Source organism: Acinetobacter sp. FDAARGOS_558, assembly GCF_003937785.1.
Taxonomy (GTDB): domain Bacteria; phylum Pseudomonadota; class Gammaproteobacteria; order Pseudomonadales; family Moraxellaceae; genus Acinetobacter; species Acinetobacter baumannii.
On sequence record NZ_RKJH01000001.1, the window covers coordinates 4,194,640 to 4,217,136 of the forward strand.

A 22,497-nucleotide genomic window follows, 5' to 3' on the forward strand; every position below is an offset into this window, starting at 1 on the left:
AACCATGACTAAACGTAAACCAAAGAAGGATGCGTCTATCACCATCCATATGCCAACAGACCACAAAGAACAGTTGTCCTCATTGGCTGAAATGCTACGAGCAGGACAGGGTGCAAGTGAGTATGTGTACGAAACGTTAATCAAGCCTCATCTCCAAAAATTGAAAGCTGAGACGAAGATTAAACAAAAGATTTTCGGCTTAACAGAGAGCGATAAAAACCATGAGCTGCATTCAGATTTATCAGTGCGCTCAGAAACAGCAGACATTAAAAAAGCCTGATTTCGTGGATCAGGCTCAATGTTCAATCGGAGCAAACCATATGAACTATTCAATATTAGCAGACATTGAACTAAATCGGAAGATTAGTTTGTTTCAAAAAGCGGTTGAGGCTTATGTGCTTAATCGAACTCTCGAAAACTCTATGGCATTGGCTAAAGCGAAAGCTGATTTAGCTGCATTTGTATTGAGAGGTGTTTGATGAATACGGCTTTTAACCTGGAACAATTTCTCAAGCAGGCCACCCCAGTGGAAGATAAATACACTAGAACACCAAATTACCTGGTGGATAAGGGCTATGTGTCTGAAATGACGGGTAGCGCTTTGAAATGCTACGTAGTGATTAACCGCTTTACTGATGGTTTTTGCCGTAGTAACTGGTCGATTACTTCTAGCTTCCTTCAAGAAAAGACTGGAATCAAGAAATTAAAAACACTTACTGACTCAGTTCGCCAGCTTGAACAATTGGGTTTGGTTTTAGTGGTTAGATCAACTGGTGAAACTAACAAATTTTCAATCATTCATCCTGAGTTTGAACCACCTGCCAAAATGGATGGTAGTACCGATAATGGTATGGACACTACCCCCGAAAATGGTATGGGGAGTACCCACCAAAATGGAGGGGAGACTACCCCCGAAAATGGTACTACTAAGAAAGAAACAAATAAGAAAGAAAATATTAAGAAAGATATATGTGAAATTTTCGAGTTCTGGAAAACCACATTCAGCAAAAATGAAAAAACGATTCTATCTGACAAACGAGCTAGAAAAATTCAGTCTCGTCTCGCTGATGGATATCTGGTTGAAGACATCAAACATGCAATCCTGAATTGCTCTAAGTCTGATTACCATGTTCAAGGTGGTTATACCGATATTGAATTGATTTGCCGTGAACCTGAAAAACTAGATCGTTTTATCAATATGTTCCCAAAAGAGCAGGATAAAACCAACTCTGATAATTCAGAAACAAAGCGTAATGCACCTGTATTGATTCGCAAAGAATACAAGGGGGCTAAATAATGGATTACTTACATTCAGTCCCTACAGAGCAAGGTGTATTAGTTTCTTTGTTATCTCTTGCTGATGGTGTGGATCAATATGTTCAACGCCTAAACCGTGATTACTTCTCAGGAAAACATCAGATTATTTTTGATGCGATTAAAGCAATCCACGATCGTGGTGAACAAATTGATTTCATTCTTGTATGGGACGAAATCAAGAAAAACCCATTGAATCTTCACCACATTGATGAGCAGTACATGCTTACGCTGAATGCAGAAGCGCCTACGCTTATTTCAACACTGGAACAACACATCGAGAAGCTTCACCGTTTAATGGTTCGTCGTAAGTTCGTAGACATTTCTGTGCTTATGCAGGGTATGGCAAAGGACTTCACCACAAACCTAGATGAGATGCTCAATAAAACTCAGAACATGATTGCTGAAATCGGTGACAACTCTGAGAAGAAATCACTTACCTATGTGAATGAGTTTGTAGCACGTCTCTATGCGGATCTAGAAGAAACTTGCATTGCACGAAAGAACGGCACTTATGTTGAAACGGGCTTAAGAACAGGATTCATTGCACTAGACAACAAAATCGGTGCTCTACGTCGTGGCAACTTTGTTCTGATTGGTGCCCGTCCATCAATGGGCAAAACAACATTCGCTCAAAATATTATGAGTGATATGGCAATCAACCAAGACCTTGTTGTTCAGTTCCATTCACTTGAGATGACTGAGGAAGAAATCAGGGACCGTATTGTTTCAGGTGTCGGACAAATCAAGCTTCGCAATATCAAGTCTAAGTTTCTTGAGGATGATGACTGGGGGCGTTTAGTTCAGGCTAACAAGATGCTTGAAAATGCCAAATTCGGAATTGATGACACGGCTAATGCATCACTCTCTGATGTCCGTCGTCAAGCAAGATTACTTAAAGCTAAGTATGGCCGTGTAGACGCAATTTTCGTTGATTACCTACAAATCATGAAAAGCCCAGTTGTTACTGATAACCAAGTTAGAGCAATTGGTGAAATCTCAAAAGGGTTGAAAGCAATCGCAAAAGAATTTGATTGCGTTGTATTCGCTCTATCTCAACTTAGCCGCAACTTAGAGAACAGACCTAACAAACGTCCAGTTAATGCCGATCTTCGTGAATCTGGGCAATTGGAGCAGGATGCGGACGTGATTCTATTCATTTACCGCGATGAAGTTTACGACAAGAACTCAAAAGATGCAGGAACTGCTGAAATCATCATCGGTAAGTGCCGTGATGGAGAGGTAGGAACTGTGCGTCTAGGTACTGATTTAGCAAGAGCAACATTTGCAGATCTTGATCCTGCTTATCTCGCTAGTTTGCAAGAGTTTGGAGGTGCAGCGTGAAAACTTTAAATAGAACAAAGAAATTAAACTTTGATGACCAGCTTAGCTTACTCGTGTTTGGCTGTCATGCATCAGCGCCTTTCAGTGTCAAAGACGTGAAGGAATCAGTGTTTGATTTCAATCGAGGAACCATCTACAGCAATCTTCAAAAATTTGTTGAATGGAAATATTTCGAACGTGTTGGGAAAAATCATTACAAGGCAACTCAATACGCAAAAGACATCCTGAATGTTAAAGGGGAGCTGAAAGCATGATCGAATTTGTAGATTACAACGCAATGATGAAGCTGCGTAGAGCGTACAACCTCGGTACTCGTAATGAAGAAACAAGAGCAGCAGCGAACCTCTACGAGAAATTAAGAAAGCTGAAAATGCTAGACCAGCTCAAGCAGGAAGCCATGACTAGACGTTACAAGGAGGCGGTATGAAACCAGAACATTTTATTCGTGAGCAAGGATTGGATAAGGCGCGAGAGGTTGTTGAAGGCATCCCAAGCAAATATATGGAGTGTTACTACTCAACATTATGCTACTGCACCAAAGCAAAAAAGTATTCAGATCGTTTTAATCCAAGAATTGAACTTGTGAACATGGCGGATCTCAAACGCTTGGTGGAGTCGATTGATCTGATCAAGTGGCATGGTGGCACTAAGTTTGCCAAAGACTACCTAGCGCGGAATAAAGCAAAGCATCCAAATGTAAGCGGCTGGGATGAATTGGAGCAGGCAATCAAAGACCACGAATCAATATATGGAGGCGGGGATGAGTAAAGTTCACAATTTAAAAACTGATCCAGAAGTTTTTCAAGCTGTTGTTGATGGTCGTAAAACATTTGAGATTCGTTTCAATGATCGAGATTTCAAAGTTGGCGATGAGCTGATTTTGCTTGAGACGATACATTCAGGCGAGCAAATGAAGCAAGGCATGCCGCTTCTATATTCAGGCAATGAACTTCGTAAAACCATCTCTTATGTCTTAAGCGGGTATGGGCTGCAAGAAGGATGGGTAATTTTAGGGATTAAAGGAGCCAGCCATGAGTGAGTTTAAAGGTGTTTGCATCGATTGTGGCTCTCCAGAGCTTTATTCAAATAGCGAAATAAGACAGCCAAGAATGTGTGTTGATTGCTATGCGGCAATGATTGGTTTTGCGCGGGTTGGGGGTTCTTTTGTGGATTCGGACACATTAGGCGACGACTTCCCCATAGAAAACCACATTTCGCCGAATTGCAAAGTAACTGAAGTTCACATTAACGAAGCTTACAAGCTTAATCGATTGGGGTGAAGAATGGATAAGTGTAGAGAAGAGTTTGAGAAGCAAAAGTACTGGATTGGGCTATTTAGAGACGCGGTTGATTTTGATGAGGAGCTTGGTCGATATGTTTTAAACGGTCAAAGAAAGCTTTACGCATTTCACCTCGATTCATTTAACGAGAAATGGGCAATTTGGCAGGAAGCATGGCAGCACCAGCAAGCGAAAGTGGAGGAGCTGCAAACCCAATTATCGCTACAACGTCAAAGAGTAAAGGCTTTTGAAGAAGAGCTTACTAGTTCACGTAACTATGGTGACGAGCTGCAAAAGAGGGTGGATGAACTTGAGTTTCAACTTAAAGATTGGAAGCAAAAATCAATGCCTGCAATGCTAAATGGTATGTGTGGTCGTTGCGGTAAAGAGCCGTTGCAAGGAATTGGCTCAGATAAAGAAGATTATGCGCTACTACATTGCTTTGGTTGTGGTGCAAACAAATACGAATGGATAGGAGAGCAAGCGCTCAAGGGGGAAGGATGAAAGCAACCAAGATCCCATGTGAGCATGACTTGCTAAGTAAGAACGACGACACATGGGCTAATGCTGTGATGCGCTGTAAGGGTGGAAGCCCTTACTGTGGAGCAGACGGTTATTGTCATGCAGGCGGCACCTGCTTTGCGGACCAAGAACTAACAAGAGAGCAAGCAATCTTAGAAGTAGATCGCCTAGCTCAAGAATTACATAACTCAAAGATTGAAAACGACAAGTTAAGAAATGCAGCTAGTCAGCTTGTTAATCAACTTGAATTGGCGAAAGAGCAGAACCTAAAGAACGGTAATGATCAGAGAGTATTTGCTTTGAAGTTCTGTATCCATGAAATCAAGAAAGCGATGGGGTGACCAATGACCACATTCAAAGAGGCTCAAAGGGTCCAGTCACAGAAGGCAGCTCGTTCAAAGCGATTTAATCGAGTGCCTACAGAAGATCAAGAACAGATGACGCTCATGAGTTGGGCGCATCGAGTGAAGTATGGTTCAGGTCGTTTGAGTGATTACCTGTTTCATATTCCTAATGGTGGCTCAAGAAACATCCTTGAAGCTGCAAAGTTTAAGAAGTTGGGCGTGAAGGCTGGTGTTCCAGACCTTCAGCTAATTGTTCCAAATGGTGAGATACACGGGCTTTGGATTGAGTTGAAGTCAAAGAAAGGGAAGTTACAACCAAGTCAAAGGCTCATGATTCAACGCTTAGAAGAACAAGGTTACATGTGCAAAGTCTGCTTCGGTGCAGATGAAGCCATAGATGAAATTAAAAAGTACTTGATGATTTGAGGTGGCGTGATGGAACTAAAGGATGACAAAGGCTTGCAGTACATTCTCTTCGGATTGCTGCTAATCGTAATCGGTTCAATCGGCAAGTTGGTAAGTATTTGGATGTAAGGGGATAGAGATGGACTACAACAAGGCTGTCGTAATTATCTTTTCGGTACTTATGGTGGCAATAGTTTTGATGACAGTATTTGGTAAGTAGGTGACGGTATGAATGCGGCAGTAAATCACATTATGCAAACAACGGACTGGACCAAATACAGTCTAGAAGAATGGCTTTATCAATTTGGGGCTTGGATGTACTCAAATTCTGGAACTTGTGGAAAGAGCATAAACCCGATTGCTGTCGCTATGGATCAGGCTGCCAAAAAGCGCAAGCAAGAAGTGAAAGGCAAAGAGCAGATCATGGCAGATTGGCTTTGTTCTGATGATCCAGTTATCCCTAAAGGTCGTGGGCGTATAACATGTGAAATCACAGACAATGAAGCGCGTGCAGTTCAACGCCTCATCTTAGATATGCAAGGGCAATCAGAAGTGTTGGACGAATGGCTTGATGCTGTAATCAAAAGATACTTCTATAACAACTCTTGGTCAGAAATGGTTGTAACTCAAATGAATCCAGTTGGAGATATGGTTGTTGTCTATTCCCAAAATGATGCTAGAGCAGATGTTAAATGTGGTTTAGCTGCAATTCACTGCCGTTATAGTTTTATTAAATACAAATAGGTATAGAACTTGACCTTGTACAAGGCATGTGGCATATTTATGTTAAAGTTGTGCGAAGTGTAAATAAGGTGCAACTAAATTAGTAAGTAACCCTTGCACCATACGCAAGAAGGCGAAACTAGATCAAAGCCTGTCATTAAGTTGATGGGCTTTTTGCGTTTCTGGTCCTACCTATTAGGGAACCTTAAGTTAATAGGCGCTCATCTTTTTGTGATGAGATTTGCAGTATTTGTATTGCAAACGGTGAGATGCTGAAACCTGCCGTGTAGATGGTTTGAATCCAGTATGATTTCGTCACATGCTGAGTTAGCCGTAGAGCCCTAAGTTGTGGGTGACACCCCGCCCAAAGCGAACGAAAGACACAAAAGCCGATCAATAGCTAACTTTGAGAAGCAAGTAGTGTTGAGTAGCAGTAGGCCACAGTACTGAGAAAGCTGTGGCAATTCAGGAAGATTAAACCAAGTCGGTCTATGGGTCGCTGTCTTGAAAACAGTTGGGTGTTACAGCCGTGTGAGTTCGAGTCTCACATCTTCCACCAAGAATATCTCGCGGGAGGTGCTTTGTTGGGGCACCTCTCAATTTTGCCGAACGGATTACGGCGCATGAAGCCCTGCCAAATACTAGTTATTGGCGGGGCTTTTATTTTTGGAGAATGCCAATGGATGACTATTCAAAACGAATGCAAGAAAGAATTAGAAAGGCAGACCGAGCAGATCGTATTCATAGTTACATTTGTTTGGGTTCAATCTTGGTTATCTTAGGTCTGGCTGTCTACGGGGCTTACAAGCTATTAATGGGTGACTATGGACACAAGCGAAGCCAAGAAAAATCTAAATAAATATTCGGATGAATTAAACCGCTACCAGAACTTATCTCGCACTGGGTTAAGTCGTGAAGAAATGCTTGTTATAGATCGAATCATTATTCGACTGAGAAACAAGATTAATAATTTACGGTCTATGTTGAATGCGTGATGCCAAAAGACTAGCCGAAGTACGCAAGCTGCCATGCATGAGATGTGGTGCACCAGCACCAAGCCAAGCCGCGCACTCTAATTCAAGCAAAGACGGTAAAGGCAGATCTATTAAGGCTTGCGACTCTAAAACTGTTTCTATGTGTTTTTCCTGCCATCATTTATTTGATACCTACCAACTAGGCAACAGACAGGAAAGCGAAGACTTATTTAATAAGTGGCTTAAGCGAACCAACGCAATGCTTGAGTCTGATAAAGAATTATTTGAATTATAAATAACCCAAACAAACCCATTAAAAGCGGTGGGTTAAGGTATAGGTGGGAATATGGAACCAGCAACATTCCCAATCAATAGTTATTCAGGAATTGTTCAGGTAATTAACTATCTGAACAATAACCACTCCAAAGCAGCCGCAGAAGGTAAACCTTTAGTCGTTAGAATCAACCAGAAGGAAGACGACAGGAGCGCCGCACAAAATCGGCTTTATTGGGCTTGGCTTGAGCAGATCAAGCAAAAGACCGGTAACTCAAAGGATGACCTTCATTTACTTTTTAAGAAAAGTTTCTTGCCCGGATCTATGTTGAAGGTCGGCAAGAGACTGCAGAAAAGTACATGGCTTTGCAGAACTTTAAAGATGTTATTCAAGCATTCGATGGACCTAAGCGCCGTCAACTTGAAAAGGATTACCAAGTTTTGGTCAATACCTTCATTAAAGACCACCTGCAAAGCAAGAAGGCCACCATTAAAGAATTCACCAAATATCTGGATAAGATCAACATCTATGCACATAGAGACTTGGGCGTGATGTTGATTATCCCGGATGACCTTAAGTGGTGTTATCAAAATGAGCAATGATTCAAATTTGCAAGACGTGGTGCTTAAGCTGATAGAGCAAAACAATAAGTTGATTGAACAAAACAGCTTGATTGTCCAAATCAATGCTGAGCAAGCCGCCCAATTAAATGAAGTTCTAATGATGTTTGAAGACGGCGAACCAACACGTAAATCTACATCATTGGATGGGTGAATATAATGAATAAAGGCCAGCAATTTTTCTTAATTGATGAAGATACTCGGAAGATGTGGGATAAAAATGCTTTAAGTATGCTGGAACAGACTAGAACTCCTGAATTGAAGCGCAAAGAACTGGAGCTTGAATTAGTTAAACTGGTTCAAAGTTATCAACGTGACGGTTTGGATATCGATTGGATATCCATTGACTTACTTAATGGTGTAGATGCGCGAGTAAACTTAAATGAAACTCCAAACATTCAAGAACAAGTTACAGACGCTACAGGCACCCGCACAAACCCAGAAGAATCCTAAACAAAACAATTGGGGTTCTGGTCGAGGTGGCCGTCCGTGGCGCCGTCTTAAAGCTAAGATCCATTTACGTGATGAGTGGACCTGTCAATGTTGTGGCATTGTCACTAAAGACTTAGAGCTTGACCATATTGTGAATGTGGCAAGAGGTGGAACGGATGATGAATCAAACCTCCAGTCTCTTTGTGTTCCATGCCATAAAAAGAAAACCCAACAGGAGAGTCGGCAATGAAATGCATAACAATTGAGCGCACAGTTGATGCTTGGCATGTTGAGGCGCTTTTAATAAGAGCAAAAGAAGATTTTTCAACATTGCCTGCATGGGTAAAAAAGATGCACCAAGAAAACAAGTTTCTTATTGGTGGCAGTTCCATTTGTGTTCACACTAGAGACTACATGGAAGAGCTGGATAAGCAGCATGTTTTATTTCGTCACGATAATGGTGATGTGGAAGCTCTGCTTATAGATCAATTCTATAGACTCTATAAAGATCCTATATGCGGGTAAGGATTGCTAAATGATTACTAATGATTTTGCTAAAGGTGATGTGGTTGCTTTGCAGGGTGCTTGGACTGACCTTATGACAGTTGAAAAGGTAGAGTATGGGAAGGTTTACTTTACGTCAGGCGATTATGCAGATTTAAGCAAGGTACGGCATGCAGAACCGGAAGAGATAGAAGCGGGTTGTAAGCTTTATTAAATATATTTGGGGTGCAGCAAAATGACGCACAAAATCCAGCAGGCAGGGGGGAGGTCAAAAGTTCCAAGCCCTTCGCCGTTGGACACCGCCCCCCATCTCATTTATAAAAAAAATTCCCTTTCAGAAAAAGTTAAAGCAAAAAGTTAAAATCAAGTTAAAGGTAGAGCAATGGCATTAACAGAGAAAATGGAAAAATTTGCTCTTGCCATTGTTGACGGCAAGACAAATAAAGAAGCAGCAATTTCAGCAGGTTATGCAGAAAAAACTGCATCCGCCGCAGGTGCTAGGTTAGCAAAAGATCCTGAAATTATTGTCTATATTGAAATGTTAAAGGCTCAAAAAGAAGGGCGTTCTTTAACATCTGATTCACCAAAAGTTAAACTTAAAGATACACCCGAAAATAGTGGTGAAGATGAAGACCCTATTGAGGAATTTCAATTTGAGGGTGATGATCCCTTAGATTTTTTAATTAAGGTCATGAACTTCAATGGCAACAAGCTGCCACTAAGAATGCAAGCCGCAATTGCAGCATTGCCTTATAAACACGGGAAGGTTGCTGAAAAAGGCAAGAAACAAACCAAAGCAGAAACTGCAAGAGAAGGTAGTAAATCAGGAAAGTTTGCAACTTTAGATAATCAATTGATGAGCTAAATTATGTCTTCAATGTCACCCATCTGGACTACAGCTTGCCCAGATTGGGCGACTCGTATTGTTGCTAAACAATCGTTAATGCCGTGTAAGCCATTATTTCCCAAAGTGGCTGACGTAGCGGAGCGTATCTTTAAAGAGTTAATTCTTGTTGATGTGATGGGTAGCCCTAAGATGGGTGATGTCACATTGGAATGGGTGATCGAGTTTGTTCGTGCAATCTTTGGCGCATATGATCCAAGCACAAAGCGCAGATTAATTCGTGAATTCTTTCTTTTGATTTCGAAGAAGAATACTAAATCTACGATTGCCGCCGGCATTATGCTTACTGCATTAATTCTTAATGATCGACAATCTGCCGAACTAATTATTCTTGCGCCTACTAAAGAAGTTGCTGATAACTCATTTAATCCAATCCGGGATTTCATACGCGCAGATGAAGAATTAAGTGAAAGATTTAATGTATCTGAGCACACAAAAACAGTTACGCATCTAGGTACCGGAGCAACACTTAAAGTTATTGCAGCAGAATCTAACGCTGCAGCTGGTAAGAAAGCTTCAATCATTTTGATAGATGAGGTCTGGCTATTCGGGAAACGTGCCAACGCTGAATCAATGTTCCGTGAAGCAAAGGGTGGTTTAGCATCTCGTCCAGAAGGTTGTGTAATTTACCTCTCTACGATGTCAGATGAAGTGCCATGTGGTGTATTTAAGCAGCTTTTAGATTATGCCCGTGATGTGCGTGACGGCATTAAAGAGGATAAAAGCTTTCTGCCACTTATTTATGAATTCCCTAAGCATCTTGTAGAAGCTGGAGAACATTTAAAGCCAGAAAACTTCTATATAACCAATCCAAACTTAGGTGCTTCGGTTGATCATGAATATCTGATTTCGGAATTTAACAAAGTTAAAGATGCTGGTGAAGAATCTCTTAGAGACTTCTTGGCCAAACATTTAAACATCGAGATTGGCATGAATTTACGTGCAAATCGATGGGCTGGTGCAGAGTTCTGGAATCAACAAAAACATGTTTTCGGCTTAGACCAACTAATTGAACAGTCAGATGTCATTACGATTGGTATTGATGGCGGTGGGTTAGATGATTTGCTTGGATCCGCGGTTTTAGGGCGTCTTAAAAAGATCCTCGCATTTGGTGGCTTTGGAATCATGCATGGGCAAATAAAGTTGCTTTGGAGCGCCGAAAAGAAATATCCCAAAGTACCAAGACTTTGAAAAGAGGGAAGTCTGACTGTAGTTGAGAAAGTTGGCGAAGATATCGACCAATTGGCAGCAATTGCTAAGAAAGTCTATGACAGCGGCAAGCTTTATAAAATTGGACTAGATCCACTTGGTTTAGGGGGCTTACTTGACGGGTTGTTAGAAGTTGGAATACCAGAAGAGTCGATGCTTGCTGTTCCACAAGGCTACAAGTTGATGGGTTATATCCTTACAACAGAAAGAAAACTTGCAGAGGGAAATTTATTTCATGCAGGTCAGCAACTCATGACTTGGGCAGCGGGAAATGCGCGTGTTGTAATGGTTGGTAATGGGATGCGAATCACTAAGCAAGAATCAGGGGTGGGGAAAATTGACCCTTTGATTGCAACATTTAATGCCGTGGCTCTAATGACCATGAACCCTGAGCCAACAAATAAAGAATACAACGTCTATTTTTCTAAATAATTTTTAACTTAAAGCCCGCGAATAGCGGGCTTTTTCTTTTTAAAGGAGAGCTTAATGCCTGCTCTACAGAAATCATTTGGCTCTTTTGAAATTAAGAGCACGAACGAGGAAAAGCGAACTTTTAAAGGGATTGCAAGCACACCAAATGCAGACCGCGCAAAAGACATCATGGTCCCAAGCGGGGCTAAGTTCGAGCTTCCAATGCCACTTCTTTTCCATCATGAGCACAGTGCTCCGATCGGACAGGTCATTGATGCAAAGGTGACTGATAAGGGAATCGAAGTAGAGATTCATATCCCAGAAATCATAGAAGAAGGGAACTTAAAAGCCCGTGTCGATGAAGCCTATCAAAGCCTCAAGTATGGATTAGTTAAAGGGCTTTCAGTTGGGTTTTTAGCCGATTGGGAACAGGCCCAATTTATCGAAGGTGGTGGCATCCAGTTTAACGAATGGGAGTGGTACGAACTCTCACTGGTGACCATTCCATGCAATCGCGACAGTTCAACAGATTATTCAAAAGCTTTCGAGGAATACAAAGCCGCGTTGGGCAATAAACCTCAGAAACCCGCAGCAGATGGCGTTTCATCTGAGCAAAAACACGTAATCGTAAAACTTGGTAGCCCAACTAAGGGTGGAGTATCTCTATGAATAAATATTTAAAACAATTGCTTGATGCGTTGGCAAAAAACAAGCAGAAAGCAAGGTGTTATCACTAAAGCATTGGATGATCAGCGCACACCCAATGAAGAAGAAGAAGAGCAAATTACTGCAATTGATCAAGAAATTGCCACAATTCAAAAAATATTGATCGTGTAAAAGACATGATCAAACAAGCCGAAGAGGCTGGGGAAAATGGAACACCTGTAGCAGGTGGCAGTCCAGAAGAGGCTGCTAATACCGCTGGTGGTGGTAATCCAGCACCACGTGTTGAGGTTGAATCCAATCTTGAAAAAGGTGTTGGTTTTGCAAAATTTGTAAAGTGTCGAATGATTGCCTCAATTGAAGCGAAGAAGGGCAATTATAAATCAGCAGTTGATGTTGCTAAAAGCTTAGGTGAGCCGCCAGAAGTAATTGCTTTAATTGAAAAAGCCACCCTAGGCACAACGACTGATGCTGGTTTTGCTTCACCATTGGTGCATACAAACCGTTTAGTAGGTGAATACATTGAATTGCTTCGCGCTAATACAGTGCTTGATAAGCTGCAATTCCGAAAAGTTCCATTTAATGTTGAAATTCCCGCGCAGGCGACAGGTTCTATGACGGCTTGGGTTGGTGAGGGCGAGGCCAAGCCTTTAACTAATCCAACTTACGCAGATGTCAAAGTCGGCAAGCATAAAGTAGCTGCAATTGTGGTTTACACCCTTGAGCTTTTAGAGGGTAGCGATCCAGCAGTTGATGTATTAATTCGTGATGACTTGGTTGCTTCATCTGCTCAATTCACTGATGCTGAATTCCTTAGCGCTAGTGCAGGAACCACCAAAAAGCCAGCAGGTCTTTTAAATGGCGTTACGCCAATTACTTCAACAGGTAATACACCTGAAGCAGTTGCTAATGACTTGCGCGCTTTACGTGCTCAGTTCCTATCTAACAACCTTTCTCTTGCTGGTGCTTACTACCTTATGAGTGAAGTTAAGGCTGCAGAGCTTGCAGATATGCGCGATGCTTTAGGCAATACCTACTTTAAAGGCATGGAAGCAGGACTTAATCAGAAGACCTTAGGCGGCATCCCAGTTATTGAATCTGAAACTGTGGGTGATGTGATTATTCTTGTTAAAACATCTGAAATTCTGATGGCAGATGGTGGTCAAGTTGAAATTGCTTACTCTGACCAAGCAACTTTAGTTGATGGAACAACTGTTCATAACTTATGGCAAGAAAACAAATTTGCTATTCGTGCTGAACGTTTTGTTTCTTGGGCTAAACGCCGTCCGATTGCTGCAAGCTTCATTCAATACACTTAATTGTTTGAATCTATTGATTAAAAAACAGCCCTTAATTGGGCTGTTTTTATATCTAAGCATCACAATTGTTTAGCTATAGGAACAGTCTCATGAAAATTGAATATTTAAAGCAGATGCATGATGCCAATGTTGGTGACATTAAGGATGTACCAGACTTGGCAGCAAATGTCCTAATTAAAATAGGTGTTGCAAAGCCTTATGAAGAGCAAAAAAAGGCATCAGTAAACCTAAAAAAGAAGTAAAACCAATCGAATAAGGCGGTAAATATGGGCATTAGAGACTGGTTTAAAGTAAAAAAGCCTCCAAAGTGTCCATAATTCTGGGCAGAATGTTTGGAACAGCTTAACCGTACAGGAGCCATATTCTGGCGCATGGCAGAAAAATGACGAATTAACACGCACTGAACTAACAGCATCTCATGCAGTATTTTCTTGTGTAAGCCTTATTTCCAAAGATATCGGCAAACTTCCCATTGTACTCAAACTAAAGTTGATGGTGTTCTGGTACATGCTGACATCCCAGAAAAGCTTCGGGTGTTAAAAAAGCCAATAACTATCAGACATGGCAACAGTTTCAAGAACAATGGACATCAAGTCTATTATTGCGCGGCAATACCTACGTTTGGAAATTACGCGATGCCTTTGGTGAGGTTTATCGAATGGTGGTTTTAAACCCCGATTTGGTAACACCGCTAATTGATAAAAATGGGAATGTCTTTTACCAATTAAGTAAGGATTGTTTGACTCAGGCAGAATCTGAAATTCTACCAGCTTCTGAAATTATTCATGATCGAATCAATACCTTTTACCACCCTTTAGTTGGCTTATCTCCAATTATGGCGTGTGGCGTTGTTGCCAAAATGGGGTAAAGATCATCAATAATGCTGCAAATTTCTTTGGAAACGGAAGTAGACCGGGTGGAATTTTGGTTGCACCCGGACCAATCTCAAAAGAAAAGGCTGAAGAAATTCAAGCACGATGGAATCAAAACTATTCTGGGGCAAATTACGGTAAAACGGCTGTCATTGGTGACGGAATGACTTATACCGTTTTGGGTATGAGTGCTGCTGATTCCCAATGCTTGAGCTTCTGGAGATGTCTGGCCGTGTGGTCTGTAGTGTGTTTAATGTTCCACCTTTTAAGGTTGGCATAGGAACAGTGCCAGATGATCCAGAAAAGGCAAATGGAATCTATTATTCCGACTGCCTACAAGCATTCATTGAATCGCGTGAAAATCTGATTGATGAAGGTTTGAATCTTGAAGACTTTAAATTAGAGAGTTTTCTTGATCTTGATACTTTAATTCGCATGGATTCAGAAAGATTCCACAACATGATCCGTGAAGATGTTAAAGGCTGTATTTTGACCCCAGATGAAGGGCGGGCAAAATTGGCATGCTTCCTGTGCCTGGTGGTAATGCTATTTATATGCAGCAGCAAAACTACTCACTAGAAGCTCTTGCTAAGCGTGATGCCAAAGACGATCCATTTGAAAAATCCGATAGTTCAAAAAATCAGATGACCAAAAGTCGTTTGAATCTTTGTACCGTGGTGTCTTTTCTGATTCAGTGCCTTATCAAAAGGGCCAATTCGTAACGCACAAAGGAAGCCTATGGCATTGCGAAAAGATCACACTGGGGAATTTAACCATTCAAGCTTTAAGCTTTGTGTGAAGGGGGCTAAATAATGCCTATTACTGACCTAGCAACTGTTAAAGCTCACTTGCGTTATGACACAAACGATAATGATTTGGAGCTTGATGCATATAGAGAAGCAGCAGAGCAGGCTGTTTTGGATTATGTAACCGATGAATTTGAAGATGGCAATTATCCAAATCAATTTAAAGTAGCGGTTCTTCTTCTGTGCGGTTATTACGATAGCAATCGAAATCTTGAAAATGGAATGATGGTTGATGACAATTATCTACCACCTCCAGTAAGAGCTTTGCTCTATAAATTTCGCAATCCTACTGCTATTTGAGGTATTTATGGGACAGAAAGCAAGCGACCTACGTCACCGCATCACTATTCAAAAAGCAATTCAAACCCAAGACCAAAACACAGGAAAATTAATCACCTCATGGTCTAATTTTGCAACAATTTGGGCGGAAGTTACTGACCTTTCAACAAGGGATGTTATTGCGGCTAAAGCAGCAAACAGCGCAATACAAGCCCGTGCTAAGGTGCGATATAGCAGCGCTACAAAACAAGTTGATAGCACAATGCGGGTTCTTTTGATGGTTACTATTACAAGATTGATGGGAACCCAATGCGAGACCCAGACTCACGCCGTGAGTATTTAACTATCAACCTTGCAACAGGTGATAAAGCATGGAATGGGTGATTTATGGCTACTCAAATACATGGCTTGGAGCCTGCATTAAGACGAATGCGGGCAATTGGTAATGACAAGACTGTAAAACGTATTGCCCGTAAAGCGATGCGGCAGGCAATGAACATTGCAAGAGATGCAGCTCGTCAAAAGTTAAACGCCTAGATGATCCTACCACTCCCGAAAAAATCTGGAAAGAAATTGTGGTTCAAAATGGCCGGAGTAGAAATAAAACACTTTGGTTATGCGTGTGGGAGTGCGTGGTGGGCACGTATTCCATATACAAATAATGCCCAAAATAGACGTGCTGGTCGTGTTGGTCAAACTTACCAAGCGGACGGACGAGTCTTTTACTGGCGATTCCTTGAGTTAGGCACAAGTAAACAGCCTGCTACTCCGTTTTTACGCCCTGCTTTATACGAAAACATTGAACAAGTTACCGATAAATTTGTTCAGGTGTTTAATTTGAACTCAGCGTGGTTTTAGGTGCAGCTTAATGATTGATGTTCCAATTTTTAAATTAGCCAGAGCAGATCCAGCGGTTAAGGCTCTACTTGAAAGCGATGGAATTTTGCGAGTCTGGAAGTTTGGAAGTGCTCCAGATGAGCCACAAGCGCCATATGTGACATGGCAAACAATTTCTGGTGATTCAAATAGCAACCTTGATTCACGTCCTGTTTCAGATAATGCAATTATTCAAATTGATGTATACGCAACAGATGAAGATGTTGTGGAGCAAGTTGCAACTGCAATGAGAGATGCAATAGAGCTTGATTGTTATGTGGTTCGTTATGGCGAGGCAGATAAGGACCCCGTAACAGGCATGCCTCACTATTCTTTTGATGTTAGCTGGATCGTAAACCGCTAATAAAACTTAAACCATATTCACTTAGCACCCATTTCGGGTGCTTTTTTTATGCCTAAAATTAAGGAGCGCTCTTAATGGCTAATGTTAAAACTCAAAAAACACAGTTATTTACTGTGTTAAATGGTCAAGTGGTTCGTTTTGTTTGCTCTAAACGGATTGACTTGGGGCAAGATTCATTTCAAAAATTGATGTGACTTGTCTTGATGCAGAATCAAAACAGTATATTCGCGGTATGCGTGATCCCGGCGAAGGTGCAGTAGAAATCGATTACGATGATACGAACACCAGTCATGACAAATTAATTGAAATTGCCGAATCCGGAGAGATTTTGGAATGGCATGTTGGTTCGGGTCATGCTGCAACGCCTCCGACCTATGATCCAACCACTGGTATTGATCTTCCTGAAGATCGCATGTGGTGGTCATTCAAGGGCTATATTAACCCTACAGCACCAAATGCTTTTGAAGTCGATTCTGTAGTTGGTTATTCATTCACATTGATTCGTACTTCTGGCGTAACTGCAACTAAACGCACGGTGGCTCCATAATGGCTAAGATCAGCATTACAGACTTAAAGCAGAGTGTAACTACTCTAAACGTTCCAGTTAAAAAAGCCGTCAAGTGGAATGTTGAAGCGACTGAAAGTAATATTGAGTCACTTAAAAAATTGACGAAAAACAATTCATTAGAACTTGGTGATATTGTTGAGCTTGAAGCTGATATTTTTGTCAAAAAATGAACTTCAAGGAAAGTCGCGAGGCATCCAAAGCAATTGAATGGGATCTTAATTATGAGAATCTTGAGGATTCAAAAGTTAAGAAAATCGATTCAACTCACATGCAAGCTGCTCAATTACTTGGTTCAATTGCTCAGATCAAAAGGGAACACCTTTTTCTCAAGTGTTAATGACATCTATAAAGCAGAGCCTAGTTTAATAAATGCTATGTATGCTGCTGCTGATGAAGTTAATAATTTTTTGGGAAAGTCTCGGAAGAAGAGCTTGCAGACAGAGAACTCCTCATTGAACTCGTCCTCAACGGAATCGGCGGAAACACCTTAGAAGAAGCTGAACAAAAACTTTCACATAAAGAGTTGATGGAATGGAGAGCCTACCGTCAAAGTATGGCTCTCTTTCTTTGGTCGCCGTTTAGAGCAAAGCTTTGGAAGCTGGATGGCACATTACACAGGCTTCAAAGTTAAAGAGGAACAAAAGTAGACCCTTATATATTTATGCCTCATGAAACGCCACCAGACGATGACAATTCATTGTCATTAGAGGAATATCTAGAAAGGTTCCATAGTAACTAACCCTATCATAAGGTGGGGCATGTGACATTTACACACCGTTTTGTTAAATTGAAAAAAGTGAAAAACGGTGTGTAAATGAATAAGTTTTTAATTATTGTTATTCTGGGCTGTTTGTTGCTTGGATGTGGAAAAACAGAACAAGAAAAACTCAATGACGAAAGGCAGAAACTCGACTTACAAGTGCAAAAAATTGTTAGAGATGTGTTAAAAGATGGTGATACAGCTAAGTTTCGTAATCAATGGGAGCTATGCGGTGAGGTAAATGCTAAAATAGTTTTGGCGCCTATACTGGCTTTCAGCGCTACATAATCACAAAAGAAAAATATACTTTGAAATGATTATAACTCTGACCCAACATCTATAGCAGCCTTCAATCAAGTTTGGAATTCTGACTGCAAATAGCAGTAAACATTAATTTTTAAAAACCCCGCTAATTAGTGGGGTTTTTTATTGCCCGGAGAAAAGTAATGGCCACAACTTCACTTGGCAGATTAACACTGGATCTAGTGGTTCAGACGGCTAGTTTTTCAGAGCCACTAAGTAGAGCTGAACGGCAGGCGCGAACATCGAGTCAAGGGATTGCTAATTCTTTAAATATTGCTGCTATTGCTGTAAGTGCATTGAGTGGAGCAGTGGCTGGTCTTTCAGTGGCTCAGCTTGTTAATTTTAGTGATCAAGTTATTCAGACTGGAAATGATATTCAAAGTTTTCAAAACTTGCGAATGCTTCAGTGCGTGAATTTCAGTATTACGCCAAAGGGCAGAAACTGCCGGAATTCATTGGAATCTTTGCAGATAAAATGAAAGACATGCAGGATCGTATAGGCGATTTCAGCAAACGGGTGGCGGTCCTTTAGCTGACTTTTTCACAAATATCGCCCCTAAAGTTGGTGTAACGATTCAACAGTTTCAAAGCTGTCCGGTCCAGAAGCGCTTCAACTATTTATAACTCATTGGAAAAAGCTGGAGCCTCTACCAATGATATGAAATTCTACATGGAAGCAATCATTTCAGATTCTTCATTGCTTATTCCATTGTTAGAAAATGGTGGAGAAGGTTTTAAAAAATGGGTGATGCTGCTGAGCGTGCTGGCGCAATTATGTCTGACGACTTAGTTAAAAGCCTAGCTCAAGCAAGAGAAAACCTTCAATTAATGGATTTGCAATGGCAGGGCGTTGAGGCAAGACTTGTAAATAGTGTTGTTCCTGCTATCGAAACAGTGATAGAGAATTGGGCGACATTAAGGCGGTTACGATTGCTGTTCTGCTGGTATTGCAACAAGATTTGTACCAGCTTTGGTTGTTGCAACTTATCACTTGGGCAAACAGCATTGTTTGCAGTGCGTGCCGGTGTGGTTTAGCAAACTTCGCTAGAACAGCTGGCGCAACAACAAGTGTAATGCATTATTGGGCGTCCTGCTGGGATTGGCATGCTTCTTACGCAATTGGCTGTAGCTGGTGCGCCTATTATTTGATGTCTAAACAGACGCAAGATGCAACTGATGCACTGAAGATCAAGGCCTTGTTGTTGATGAGCTAAGGGAAAAATATAAAAATTAACAGCATCGCAACTAGCTCTTAAAAGTATCGAAGCTGGAGAGGAAATTGATAAACAAACTAAACAATTAAAAAGTTTGTTTATCGCTTGGAACAATTGAGAACGACTTAAGAGTTCAAGGTGACACTAAAACTAACTGGTATTCAAACTATCTTAAGAGTTTGAAAGAAGGTGGAGATGAAGCTAAGAATGCTTTTGCTCAGCTACAAAAGCAAGGCTTGGTTAGTGAGAGTACACTTAAGTTTGTTGCTGAATTAGATACAAAAATTAATGCTGCTAATAACACTATAGATCGTCAAAAAGAGATCCAAAATTAGTTAAAGATGCCACCAATGATGCAACAAAGGCACAGCAAGACCAAGCAAAAGCTGTCAATGAATCTGCAAGAGCTTGGATGTCTTTAACACAAAACAGCGAGAATATATTAATCAGGCCAACAAGGATGCTTTGCGTGAGAAGTATATTCAGAAAATATGCGTGTAGCGGTTGGACTAGAGAGAAGGCTGAATTTTTTGCTGATGTTCAAGCTAATACCAATGAAGAAATGCATATAAAATTAAATTGCCAAAAGCGGTTGCTGATGCAGCACTTAATAGCTTTAATCGCAAAAACTATACTTTTGGGAAAGCTGAGTTAGAGGCAATTGCTCGTGCACAAGTATTGCTAAGGCAAATAATTTGCTCAGATTGAAAGTTTGTATGGTTTGCCTGCTGGAACATTAGCAGCCTTGATCTTCAAGAGTCTGGAGCTAATGCTGGAGCAAGAAGCCATACTGGGGCAATAGGTCTTTTCCAACACGAGTGTATTTAGAAACAGTATGGTCTTAATTCAAAAGTTCGATTGAAGAAGTTGCAACAGCAGCGGCTAAAGACTTGCAAAAAAACTACCAAGACTTTGGTGATCGTGCAAAGCTTAATGGCCTACAATGCAGGTGCAGTGGCTTAAGAACCTATTTGAAGGTGGTCTATCAGATAGCAAGCGCAAAGAGGTTGCTGTTACGTACCCGTTCCAAAATGGTTCGCTGGAGTATCTGGGAATCTACGTAATAATTCAATTTTATGCTACTCAGGCAGATCAACTTGAATTAATCAACAAGCTGCCGAGTCTCACAGGCTATTGATGATACAAGAAAAGAAGTTAACGCGCGGTATTACACTGAAGCTCACGCCTTGCCAAGGAGCATCAAGATAATATTGATAAGATCACACTTGCGTACGCTGGTACACCACAGTTAAAAGAAAAGCTTGCTCAAGAATGCATTATATGCTGCTCAAATTGCAAACTGAGTCTGATAAAAGGAAGAGTACAACCAATACTTTGCTTTGAAACTGATCGAATCAAGCAGATTGAACAAACTTGATCGACAAAAAGAGTTAATCGATCTAATGCCGAGTATGAGTACGGGAATCGAAAAAAGCTTTAGAGATTAAAGCTGCTCTTGAGCGTCAAAAACAAGTTGAATTGCTGCCGTAAAACGCGAAGAAGATGCACAAATTCAGTCGGCGTTTGAGGGTATCTAACCAGATCGAATTGTTGTGAAGCGTTACCACGTGAACGTGAAAATACTTCAAACTTATAGTTTAAGTAAACGTGTTCGCGAAGAGTTGCAAAATCTAAGGATTATGCAATTTTTGAAACTTTAAACCAAGCCTCTGACAGCGTCTTTCAAGTTGGTCAGAACTCTGCTCAATCCCTATTTAATAGACTTAATCCTGAAGAGTTTTCAAAGTTTAATTTGCAAAATCAATATTCTTCGGATTTCGGAGGACTCCAAACATCCTATAACGATGAAGTGTCTGGCATTAAATTGATTGAAAATGAGAGTGAGCGTAACGCTCAATTGTTGGCTGCTCGTGAACAGTTTTTGAAAGCAAAAGCTGCACTTGATGCAGATTACGCACAAAAAGAGCGTGATTTGGATCAACAGAATTTTGAAACCAAGATGCAAGTTTATTCGCAAATTGCTGGAATGACGGGGCAGGTTTTTTCAGACATGACCGCACTATTAGAGCAAAGTGTTGGGAAGTCAAATGCGCTTTACAAAACTATGTTCTTTGCCTCTAAGGCTGCTTCAATAGCTCAAGCAATTGTTAACACAGAAGAGGGGCTACAAAAGCACTGGCACAAGGTGGCGCTTATGGAAGTGTTTTGGCTGGAGTTGTTAGGGCAACAGGTTACGCTTCAGTTGGTATCATGGCAGCTCAAACAATCCAAGGTATGGCTCATAACGGTATAGACAATATCCGCGTGAAGGTACATGGCTTTTAGATGGTGGTGAACGTGTACTAAACCTCAACAGAACAAAGATTTGACGAATTATTTAAATAATCGTCAAAACGGGTCTAGTGAGGGCAATGTGCAAATCAGCCAACAGATTACGTTTGCTGATGGATCCGCAAGCGTCAATACACAAGGTCAAAAGCAAATTGCTGAATCTCTGAATAATGCAATGGACGCATGGGCTAGACGTGAAAGTCGTCAAGGCGGTGTCTTATTTAATCTTGTAAGACGTTAATTACCCAAGTTTAACCACTTTAACCCACTCTATGAAGTGGGTTTTTTGGAGCAAAATAATTGAATGAGCAACCGTAAATTCACTTGGTGCCAAGATCTAGAAGGCAACTCAGGTTCACAGAGCTTTAATACTTTGTCATCTAAGTTTGGTGATGGATATGAGCAAAATGTCTCAATAGGAATCAATAACCGAACAGGTACTTGGCAATATTCACGGACAGCAAAAAAGCCGAAATTATGCAAATCAAAGCATTCTTTGATGACCATAAAGGAGCTGACTCGTTTCTTGGGATTCGCCGTTAGATGGTGAGGTTCGAGTTAAAACAGGTGAATATCAACCCGCTGTTTGGGCGGTGATGTTTGGCAAATCTCTACGACATTCACCCAAGTCTTTTATCCTTAATTTTAATCTCTTTGAAGCCCCTCTTAGGGCTTTTTTATGCGAGCAAGAAAATGACTAAGCAAGTTATTAATGTTGGTTCAGCTGCAAATGACGGATCAGGAACACCAGCTCGAACAGCTTTCCAGTATGTGAATGCCAACTTTTCTGAGCTATATGATTTCCTAACCGGAACCACTAATGCAACCACACTCCCCACAGCTCTACCAATTGCAAAGGGGGGACAGGCGCAACTTCGGCAGCGGCTGCACGGACTAATTTAGGATTGGGTGATGCTGCAA

Annotated in this window: 32 protein-coding genes, 1 tRNA gene and 9 pseudogenes; all 42 read left to right on the forward strand. The window is 41.0% G+C overall.

The annotated features are described in order from the left end of the window. Window positions 1-4: 4 nt before the first annotated feature. The 42 genes and pseudogenes from EGT34_RS20310 (at window position 5) to EGT34_RS20480 (ending at window position 22,479) form a co-directional block, all read left to right on the forward strand. The gene (locus EGT34_RS20310) at window positions 5-280 is read left to right on the forward strand and encodes a hypothetical protein (RefSeq protein WP_002052638.1); all 276 of its coding nucleotides are present in this window, start codon (window positions 5-7) and stop codon (window positions 278-280) included. A 40-nt stretch (window positions 281-320) separates the two neighbouring features. Then, window positions 321-479, forward strand: a complete 159-nt coding sequence (locus EGT34_RS21085) for a hypothetical protein (protein WP_001109646.1) — start codon at window positions 321-323, stop codon at window positions 477-479. Continuing rightward, window positions 479-1,297: a hypothetical protein gene (locus EGT34_RS20315; RefSeq protein WP_031975136.1), complete on the forward strand. Its 819-nt coding sequence runs from the start codon at window positions 479-481 to the stop codon at window positions 1,295-1,297. The genes EGT34_RS21085 and EGT34_RS20315 overlap by 1 nt, the downstream gene beginning before the upstream one ends. After that, window positions 1,297-2,658, forward strand: a complete 1,362-nt coding sequence (locus tag EGT34_RS20320; RefSeq protein ID WP_031975133.1) for a replicative DNA helicase — start codon at window positions 1,297-1,299, stop codon at window positions 2,656-2,658. Before EGT34_RS20315 ends, EGT34_RS20320 begins: the two co-directional genes overlap by 1 nt. Then, complete coding sequence (locus EGT34_RS20325) at window positions 2,655-2,912, forward strand: hypothetical protein (protein WP_000854669.1); 258 nt, start codon at window positions 2,655-2,657, stop codon at window positions 2,910-2,912. Before EGT34_RS20320 ends, EGT34_RS20325 begins: the two co-directional genes overlap by 4 nt. After that, window positions 2,909-3,085, forward strand: coding sequence for a hypothetical protein (locus tag EGT34_RS21090; protein WP_162830751.1), 177 nt, complete (start codon window positions 2,909-2,911; stop codon window positions 3,083-3,085). Before EGT34_RS20325 ends, EGT34_RS21090 begins: the two co-directional genes overlap by 4 nt. Beyond that, complete coding sequence (locus EGT34_RS20330; RefSeq protein WP_031975131.1) at window positions 3,082-3,426, forward strand: hypothetical protein; 345 nt, start codon at window positions 3,082-3,084, stop codon at window positions 3,424-3,426. Before EGT34_RS21090 ends, EGT34_RS20330 begins: the two co-directional genes overlap by 4 nt. Beyond that, on the forward strand, window positions 3,419-3,697 hold the full coding sequence (locus EGT34_RS20335; protein ID WP_004834288.1) for a DUF3850 domain-containing protein: 279 nt from the start codon (window positions 3,419-3,421) through the stop codon (window positions 3,695-3,697). Before EGT34_RS20330 ends, EGT34_RS20335 begins: the two co-directional genes overlap by 8 nt. Next, window positions 3,690-3,938 (forward strand): hypothetical protein, encoded by a 249-nt coding sequence (locus EGT34_RS20340; RefSeq protein WP_031975130.1) that lies wholly within the window; start codon window positions 3,690-3,692, stop codon window positions 3,936-3,938. Before EGT34_RS20335 ends, EGT34_RS20340 begins: the two co-directional genes overlap by 8 nt. A 3-nt stretch (window positions 3,939-3,941) precedes the next feature. Next, entirely contained in the window at window positions 3,942-4,442 is a 501-nt protein-coding gene (locus tag EGT34_RS20345) for a hypothetical protein (protein WP_031975128.1), read from the forward strand. After that, on the forward strand, window positions 4,439-4,801 hold the full coding sequence (locus tag EGT34_RS20350) for a hypothetical protein (protein ID WP_031975127.1): 363 nt from the start codon (window positions 4,439-4,441) through the stop codon (window positions 4,799-4,801). Before EGT34_RS20345 ends, EGT34_RS20350 begins: the two co-directional genes overlap by 4 nt. Window positions 4,802-4,804: 3 nt before the next feature. Beyond that, window positions 4,805-5,230, forward strand: coding sequence for a VRR-NUC domain-containing protein (locus tag EGT34_RS20355; RefSeq protein WP_000206511.1), 426 nt, complete (start codon window positions 4,805-4,807; stop codon window positions 5,228-5,230). A 207-nt stretch (window positions 5,231-5,437) separates the two neighbouring features. Beyond that, the gene (locus EGT34_RS20360) at window positions 5,438-5,953 is read left to right on the forward strand and encodes a hypothetical protein (RefSeq protein ID WP_031975125.1); all 516 of its coding nucleotides are present in this window, start codon (window positions 5,438-5,440) and stop codon (window positions 5,951-5,953) included. 447 nt (window positions 5,954-6,400) lie between these two features. Further along, window positions 6,401-6,491 (forward strand) — tRNA-Ser (locus tag EGT34_RS20920). Between the two features lie 120 nt (window positions 6,492-6,611). Continuing rightward, a complete protein-coding gene (locus tag EGT34_RS20365) occupies window positions 6,612-6,791 on the forward strand; it encodes a hypothetical protein (RefSeq protein ID WP_125305492.1) in 180 nt (59 codons plus the stop codon). A gap of 173 nt (window positions 6,792-6,964) precedes the next feature. Further along, window positions 6,965-7,201: a hypothetical protein gene (locus tag EGT34_RS20370; RefSeq protein WP_323808081.1), complete on the forward strand. Its 237-nt coding sequence runs from the start codon at window positions 6,965-6,967 to the stop codon at window positions 7,199-7,201. Between the two features lie 51 nt (window positions 7,202-7,252). Beyond that, window positions 7,253-7,782 (forward strand): annotated as a pseudogene (locus tag EGT34_RS21560) (hypothetical protein). Then, window positions 7,772-7,954 (forward strand): hypothetical protein, encoded by a 183-nt coding sequence (locus EGT34_RS20380; protein ID WP_024437298.1) that lies wholly within the window; start codon window positions 7,772-7,774, stop codon window positions 7,952-7,954. Before EGT34_RS21560 ends, EGT34_RS20380 begins: the two are co-directional and overlap by 11 nt. A gap of 53 nt (window positions 7,955-8,007) precedes the next feature. Continuing rightward, a complete protein-coding gene (locus EGT34_RS20385; protein ID WP_049867487.1) occupies window positions 8,008-8,253 on the forward strand; it encodes a hypothetical protein in 246 nt (81 codons plus the stop codon). Then, window positions 8,183-8,482 carry an HNH endonuclease gene (locus EGT34_RS20390; protein WP_000776297.1) on the forward strand — a complete coding sequence of 100 codons (300 nt, stop codon included), beginning with the start codon at window positions 8,183-8,185 and terminating at the stop codon, window positions 8,480-8,482. The genes EGT34_RS20385 and EGT34_RS20390 overlap by 71 nt, the downstream gene beginning before the upstream one ends. Further along, window positions 8,479-8,757 carry a hypothetical protein gene (locus EGT34_RS20395; RefSeq protein ID WP_024437297.1) on the forward strand — a complete coding sequence of 93 codons (279 nt, stop codon included), beginning with the start codon at window positions 8,479-8,481 and terminating at the stop codon, window positions 8,755-8,757. The genes EGT34_RS20390 and EGT34_RS20395 overlap by 4 nt, the downstream gene beginning before the upstream one ends. Before the next feature lie 10 nt (window positions 8,758-8,767). Further along, window positions 8,768-8,950, forward strand: coding sequence for a hypothetical protein (locus tag EGT34_RS20400; protein ID WP_024437296.1), 183 nt, complete (start codon window positions 8,768-8,770; stop codon window positions 8,948-8,950). A gap of 168 nt (window positions 8,951-9,118) precedes the next feature. Then, a complete protein-coding gene (locus EGT34_RS20405; protein ID WP_031979548.1) occupies window positions 9,119-9,601 on the forward strand; it encodes a terminase small subunit in 483 nt (160 codons plus the stop codon). Window positions 9,602-9,604: 3 nt separating this feature from the next. Then, a pseudogene (locus tag EGT34_RS20410) lies at window positions 9,605-11,281 on the forward strand (terminase large subunit). Window positions 11,282-11,335: 54 nt separating this feature from the next. Then, window positions 11,336-11,929, forward strand: coding sequence for an HK97 family phage prohead protease (locus EGT34_RS20415; protein ID WP_031979550.1), 594 nt, complete (start codon window positions 11,336-11,338; stop codon window positions 11,927-11,929). Window positions 11,930-11,953: 24 nt separating this feature from the next. Continuing rightward, a complete protein-coding gene (locus EGT34_RS21495; RefSeq protein ID WP_323808082.1) occupies window positions 11,954-12,097 on the forward strand; it encodes a hypothetical protein in 144 nt (47 codons plus the stop codon). Window positions 12,098-12,102: 5 nt separating this feature from the next. Further along, entirely contained in the window at window positions 12,103-13,242 is a 1,140-nt protein-coding gene (locus EGT34_RS20420; protein WP_323808083.1) for a phage major capsid protein, read from the forward strand. A gap of 89 nt (window positions 13,243-13,331) precedes the next feature. After that, window positions 13,332-13,484, forward strand: coding sequence for a hypothetical protein (locus EGT34_RS21095; protein WP_171456077.1), 153 nt, complete (start codon window positions 13,332-13,334; stop codon window positions 13,482-13,484). Window positions 13,485-13,843: 359 nt separating this feature from the next. After that, window positions 13,844-14,110 carry a phage portal protein gene (locus tag EGT34_RS21465; RefSeq protein ID WP_267285289.1) on the forward strand — a complete coding sequence of 89 codons (267 nt, stop codon included), beginning with the start codon at window positions 13,844-13,846 and terminating at the stop codon, window positions 14,108-14,110. Beyond that, window positions 14,083-14,394, forward strand: coding sequence for a phage portal protein (locus tag EGT34_RS21470; RefSeq protein WP_267285290.1), 312 nt, complete (start codon window positions 14,083-14,085; stop codon window positions 14,392-14,394). Before EGT34_RS21465 ends, EGT34_RS21470 begins: the two co-directional genes overlap by 28 nt. Next, entirely contained in the window at window positions 14,319-14,693 is a 375-nt protein-coding gene (locus tag EGT34_RS21370; protein ID WP_228713139.1) for a hypothetical protein, read from the forward strand. The genes EGT34_RS21470 and EGT34_RS21370 overlap by 76 nt, the downstream gene beginning before the upstream one ends. Window positions 14,694-14,926: 233 nt before the next feature. After that, a complete protein-coding gene (locus EGT34_RS20430) occupies window positions 14,927-15,220 on the forward strand; it encodes a head-tail connector protein (protein ID WP_031979553.1) in 294 nt (97 codons plus the stop codon). A 7-nt stretch (window positions 15,221-15,227) separates the two neighbouring features. Then, a pseudogene (locus EGT34_RS20435) lies at window positions 15,228-15,583 on the forward strand (phage head closure protein). Window positions 15,584-15,586: 3 nt separating this feature from the next. Further along, window positions 15,587-16,068: pseudogene (locus EGT34_RS20440) on the forward strand (HK97-gp10 family putative phage morphogenesis protein). Beyond that, the gene (gene gp17 / locus EGT34_RS20445) at window positions 16,068-16,439 is read left to right on the forward strand and encodes a tail completion protein gp17 (protein WP_031979557.1); all 372 of its coding nucleotides are present in this window, start codon (window positions 16,068-16,070) and stop codon (window positions 16,437-16,439) included. The pseudogene EGT34_RS20440 and the gene gp17 overlap by 1 nt, the downstream one beginning before the upstream one ends. 74 nt (window positions 16,440-16,513) lie before the next feature. Then, a pseudogene (locus tag EGT34_RS20450) lies at window positions 16,514-16,986 on the forward strand (phage tail tube protein). Further along, window positions 16,986-17,498 (forward strand): annotated as a pseudogene (locus EGT34_RS20455) (phage tail assembly chaperone family protein, TAC). Before EGT34_RS20450 ends, EGT34_RS20455 begins: the two co-directional pseudogenes overlap by 1 nt. Window positions 17,499-17,533: 35 nt before the next feature. Beyond that, a pseudogene (locus EGT34_RS21375) lies at window positions 17,534-17,746 on the forward strand (hypothetical protein). Window positions 17,747-17,821: 75 nt separating this feature from the next. Beyond that, window positions 17,822-18,055 carry a hypothetical protein gene (locus tag EGT34_RS20465; protein WP_228713131.1) on the forward strand — a complete coding sequence of 78 codons (234 nt, stop codon included), beginning with the start codon at window positions 17,822-17,824 and terminating at the stop codon, window positions 18,053-18,055. Window positions 18,056-18,213: 158 nt separating this feature from the next. Then, window positions 18,214-21,817 (forward strand): annotated as a pseudogene (locus EGT34_RS21565) (transglycosylase SLT domain-containing protein). 63 nt (window positions 21,818-21,880) lie between these two features. Continuing rightward, window positions 21,881-22,219, forward strand: a pseudogene (locus EGT34_RS20475) (phage tail protein). Window positions 22,220-22,269: 50 nt separating this feature from the next. Beyond that, the gene (locus EGT34_RS20480) at window positions 22,270-22,479 is read left to right on the forward strand and encodes a hypothetical protein (protein WP_228713137.1); all 210 of its coding nucleotides are present in this window, start codon (window positions 22,270-22,272) and stop codon (window positions 22,477-22,479) included. Window positions 22,480-22,497 lie beyond the last annotated feature (18 nt).

Bases quoted from the DNA above. Each gene is read 5' to 3' on its own strand.
- EGT34_RS21495 (WP_323808082.1), top strand. From the start codon at position 11,954: ATGCGTTGGCAAAAAACAAGCAGAAAGCAAGGTGTTATCACTAAAGCA.
- EGT34_RS20370 (WP_323808081.1), top strand. From the start codon at position 6,965: ATGAGATGTGGTGCACCAGCACCAAGCCAAGCCGCGCACTCTAATTCA.
- EGT34_RS20310 (WP_002052638.1), top strand. From the start codon at position 5: ATGACTAAACGTAAACCAAAGAAGGATGCGTCTATCACCATCCATATG.
- EGT34_RS21095 (WP_171456077.1), top strand. From the start codon at position 13,332: ATGAAAATTGAATATTTAAAGCAGATGCATGATGCCAATGTTGGTGAC.
- EGT34_RS20345 (WP_031975128.1), top strand. From the start codon at position 3,942: ATGGATAAGTGTAGAGAAGAGTTTGAGAAGCAAAAGTACTGGATTGGG.
- EGT34_RS20360 (WP_031975125.1), top strand. From the start codon at position 5,438: ATGAATGCGGCAGTAAATCACATTATGCAAACAACGGACTGGACCAAA.
- EGT34_RS20335 (WP_004834288.1), top strand. From the start codon at position 3,419: ATGAGTAAAGTTCACAATTTAAAAACTGATCCAGAAGTTTTTCAAGCT.
- EGT34_RS20420 (WP_323808083.1), top strand. From the start codon at position 12,103: ATGATCAAACAAGCCGAAGAGGCTGGGGAAAATGGAACACCTGTAGCA.
- EGT34_RS20355 (WP_000206511.1), top strand. From the start codon at position 4,805: ATGACCACATTCAAAGAGGCTCAAAGGGTCCAGTCACAGAAGGCAGCT.
- EGT34_RS21370 (WP_228713139.1), top strand. From the start codon at position 14,319: ATGCTTGAGCTTCTGGAGATGTCTGGCCGTGTGGTCTGTAGTGTGTTT.
- EGT34_RS20430 (WP_031979553.1), top strand. From the start codon at position 14,927: ATGCCTATTACTGACCTAGCAACTGTTAAAGCTCACTTGCGTTATGAC.
- EGT34_RS20365 (WP_125305492.1), top strand. From the start codon at position 6,612: ATGGATGACTATTCAAAACGAATGCAAGAAAGAATTAGAAAGGCAGAC.
- EGT34_RS20330 (WP_031975131.1), top strand. From the start codon at position 3,082: ATGAAACCAGAACATTTTATTCGTGAGCAAGGATTGGATAAGGCGCGA.
- EGT34_RS21085 (WP_001109646.1), top strand. From the start codon at position 321: ATGAACTATTCAATATTAGCAGACATTGAACTAAATCGGAAGATTAGT.
- EGT34_RS20405 (WP_031979548.1), top strand. From the start codon at position 9,119: ATGGCATTAACAGAGAAAATGGAAAAATTTGCTCTTGCCATTGTTGAC.
- EGT34_RS20385 (WP_049867487.1), top strand. From the start codon at position 8,008: ATGTGGGATAAAAATGCTTTAAGTATGCTGGAACAGACTAGAACTCCT.
- gp17 (WP_031979557.1), top strand. From the start codon at position 16,068: ATGATTGATGTTCCAATTTTTAAATTAGCCAGAGCAGATCCAGCGGTT.
- EGT34_RS20465 (WP_228713131.1), top strand. From the start codon at position 17,822: ATGAATAAGTTTTTAATTATTGTTATTCTGGGCTGTTTGTTGCTTGGA.
- EGT34_RS20320 (WP_031975133.1), top strand. From the start codon at position 1,297: ATGGATTACTTACATTCAGTCCCTACAGAGCAAGGTGTATTAGTTTCT.
- EGT34_RS20380 (WP_024437298.1), top strand. From the start codon at position 7,772: ATGAGCAATGATTCAAATTTGCAAGACGTGGTGCTTAAGCTGATAGAG.
- EGT34_RS20480 (WP_228713137.1), top strand. From the start codon at position 22,270: ATGACTAAGCAAGTTATTAATGTTGGTTCAGCTGCAAATGACGGATCA.
- EGT34_RS20395 (WP_024437297.1), top strand. From the start codon at position 8,479: ATGAAATGCATAACAATTGAGCGCACAGTTGATGCTTGGCATGTTGAG.
- EGT34_RS20350 (WP_031975127.1), top strand. From the start codon at position 4,439: ATGAAAGCAACCAAGATCCCATGTGAGCATGACTTGCTAAGTAAGAAC.
- EGT34_RS20415 (WP_031979550.1), top strand. From the start codon at position 11,336: ATGCCTGCTCTACAGAAATCATTTGGCTCTTTTGAAATTAAGAGCACG.
- EGT34_RS21090 (WP_162830751.1), top strand. From the start codon at position 2,909: ATGATCGAATTTGTAGATTACAACGCAATGATGAAGCTGCGTAGAGCG.
- EGT34_RS20400 (WP_024437296.1), top strand. From the start codon at position 8,768: ATGATTACTAATGATTTTGCTAAAGGTGATGTGGTTGCTTTGCAGGGT.
- EGT34_RS20340 (WP_031975130.1), top strand. From the start codon at position 3,690: ATGAGTGAGTTTAAAGGTGTTTGCATCGATTGTGGCTCTCCAGAGCTT.
- EGT34_RS20390 (WP_000776297.1), top strand. From the start codon at position 8,183: ATGAAACTCCAAACATTCAAGAACAAGTTACAGACGCTACAGGCACCC.
- EGT34_RS20315 (WP_031975136.1), top strand. From the start codon at position 479: ATGAATACGGCTTTTAACCTGGAACAATTTCTCAAGCAGGCCACCCCA.